1 protein-coding gene is annotated in these 2662 nt (G+C 51.0%); it reads left to right on the top strand.

Annotation, left to right across the window (positions count from 1 at the left end):
- A partial coding sequence (locus L3V32_RS25965) for a tandem-95 repeat protein (protein ID WP_237285674.1) occupies positions 1-2662 on the top strand: 2662 nt, incomplete at both ends.

The raw sequence follows: 2662 nt of genomic DNA, 5'->3' as shown, positions 1-2662 counted from the left end.
TCGCGACCTACACGATTGATTTAAACGACGCATTTAAAGACAGCGACTCCGTGCTTAGCTTCTCAGTAGCCGGTAACAGCAACGTGTTGGTTTCGATTGAAAATGGCATCGCGACCATCTCACCAACCGCAGACTGGAACGGCTCAGAAATCCTAACGTTTACTGCTACCGATCCAAGCGGCGAAAGCGTTAGCCAAACGGTGAACTTCACGGTTGCACCTTTGGCGGATATTGAACCTGACCGCGCGACAGTCGTGGAAGACACACCAACTATCATCAAAGTCTTAGGTAACGACACGTTCGAAGGCGACGACAAAGTGGTGTCGCTCGATACCAATAACGGCCCAGCCAACGGCACGGTCTCGGTCAACCCTGACGGCAGCGTGACTTACACGCCAAATGACAACTACCACGGGGCAGACAGCTTTACCTACATCGTTACGTCCGGCGGGGTATCGGAGTCCACCACGGTGAACGTCGATGTCACGCCAGTGAATGATGCGCCAGTTGCAAAAGATGATACGGCGATTACTGACGAAGACACACCAGTGACGATTGATGTCCTGCCAAACGACAGCGATGTAGATGGCGATAAGCTGAGTATTGAATCAGCCTCTGTACCTAAAGAGCAGGGTACGGTTGAAGTGGTGGATGGAAAACTCGTCTTCACACCGGCAGAAAACTTCATTGGTGACGCTGAAATTACCTATATCGTAACGGACGGTCAATTGACCGATGAAGCGAAGGTGACCGTTACCGTTAATCCAGTGAACGATGCGCCAACCATCAAGGTTGATGCCGTAGAAAGCATCACTGAAAACGCAGTGAGCACCGATACGGTAGTGGCGACGTTGGAAGTCGCTGATTCTGATACGCCAGAAGACCAATTAACCGTTTCTTTAGATAACAACTCAAACGGCTACTTCGTGTTAGTTGGCGATGCTGTCAAGCTGACTCAAGCGGGTGTTGACGCGGTTAACAACGACGAACTTAACCTTAAAGACCTAACTATTAGCGCGTCAGTATCGGATGGTGTTAGTCCAACGGCTAACGACAGTGACAGTTTGATTGTGAATCGTGTTAACGATGCACCGACTATCGATAACGTCATTGCAGATCAAGTGCTAGCGGAAGACTTCGATGCATACACGATTGACTTGAATGAAGCATTCAAAGATTCTGATTCCTCGCTAGAATTCTCAGTCTCTGGCAATAACAACATCCAAATCTCTATTGTAAATGGCGTTGCTACCATTACTCCGACTGCGGATTGGAATGGCAAAGAGACAATTACGTTCACAGCTAAAGACCCAAGCGGTGAAAGCGTCAGTCAAACGGTGAACTTTACGGTTGCACCAGTAGTCGACATCGAGGCAGACAGTGCGGATGTAGTCGAAGACACACCAACCATCATTAACGTCTTAGGTAACGACACGTTCGAAGGCGACAACAAAGTGGTGTCGCTGGATACCAACAATGGCCCAGCCAACGGCACGGTCTCGGTCAACCCGGACGGCAGCGTGACTTACACGCCAAACGACAACTACCACGGGGCAGACAGCTTCACGTACATCGTTACCTCCGGTGGGGTCAGTGAGTCCACCACGGTGAACGTCGATGTCACACCAGTGAACGATGCGCCAGTGGCGACCAATGACAATGCCGTTACTGACGAAGATACACCAGTGACGATTGATGTCCTGCCAAACGACACCGATATTGATGGCGATAAGCTGTCGATTGACTCGGCATCTGTGCCGAGTGACCAAGGTACAGTCGAGATTGTTGATGGCAAATTGGTCTTCACACCGGCAGAGAACTTCAATGGCGACGCCGAAATCACTTATACCGTTACCGATGGTACACTGACCGACCAAGCGATGGTCAACGTCACCGTGAATGCGGTGAACGACACGCCAGAGGTTGAGAGCAACATTGCAGACCAAACCTTGGCGGAAGACTTTACGCCATACAGCATCAATCTGAATACCGCTTTCAGCGATGTGGATAACGTGGATGGCGAGCTGAGCTTCAGCGTTTCTGGCAACAACAACGTGTTGGTGTCGATTGAAAATGGCATCGCGACCATTAGCCCAACCGCAGACTGGAACGGCTCAGAAATCCTAACCTTTACGGCTACCGATCCAAGCGGTGAAAGCGTCAGCCAAACGGTGAACTTCACGGTTACCCCTGTGGCGGACATCGTGGCAGACAAAGCGACGGTTGTGGAAGACACGCCAACCATCATCAAGGTTTTAGGTAACGACACGTTCGAAGGCGACGATAAAGTGGTGTCGCTGGATACCAACAATGGTCCAGCTAACGGCACGGTCTCGGTCAACTCGGATGGCAGCGTAACCTACACGCCAAACGACAACTACCACGGTACAGACAGTTTCACCTACATCGTTACCTCCGGGGGCGTCAGTGAATCCACCACGGTGAACGTCGATGTGACGCCAGTCAACGATGCGCCAGTGGCAAAAGATGATACCGCTGTTACTGACGAAGATACTCCAGTGACGATTGATGTCCTGCCAAACGACACTGACATCGATGGCGATGCGTTAAGCATCGAATCGGCGTCTGTGCCGAGTGACCAAGGTCAAGTCGAGATTATTGACGGTAAACTGGTGTTCACGCCAGCCGAGAACTTCCATGG

The sequence above is a fragment of the Vibrio sp. J2-4 genome, from assembly GCF_021728155.1.
Taxonomy (GTDB): domain Bacteria; phylum Pseudomonadota; class Gammaproteobacteria; order Enterobacterales; family Vibrionaceae; genus Vibrio; species Vibrio diabolicus.
Note: the sequence above shows the minus strand (reverse complement) of the source record. Positions and strands in the feature narration are given on the sequence as shown.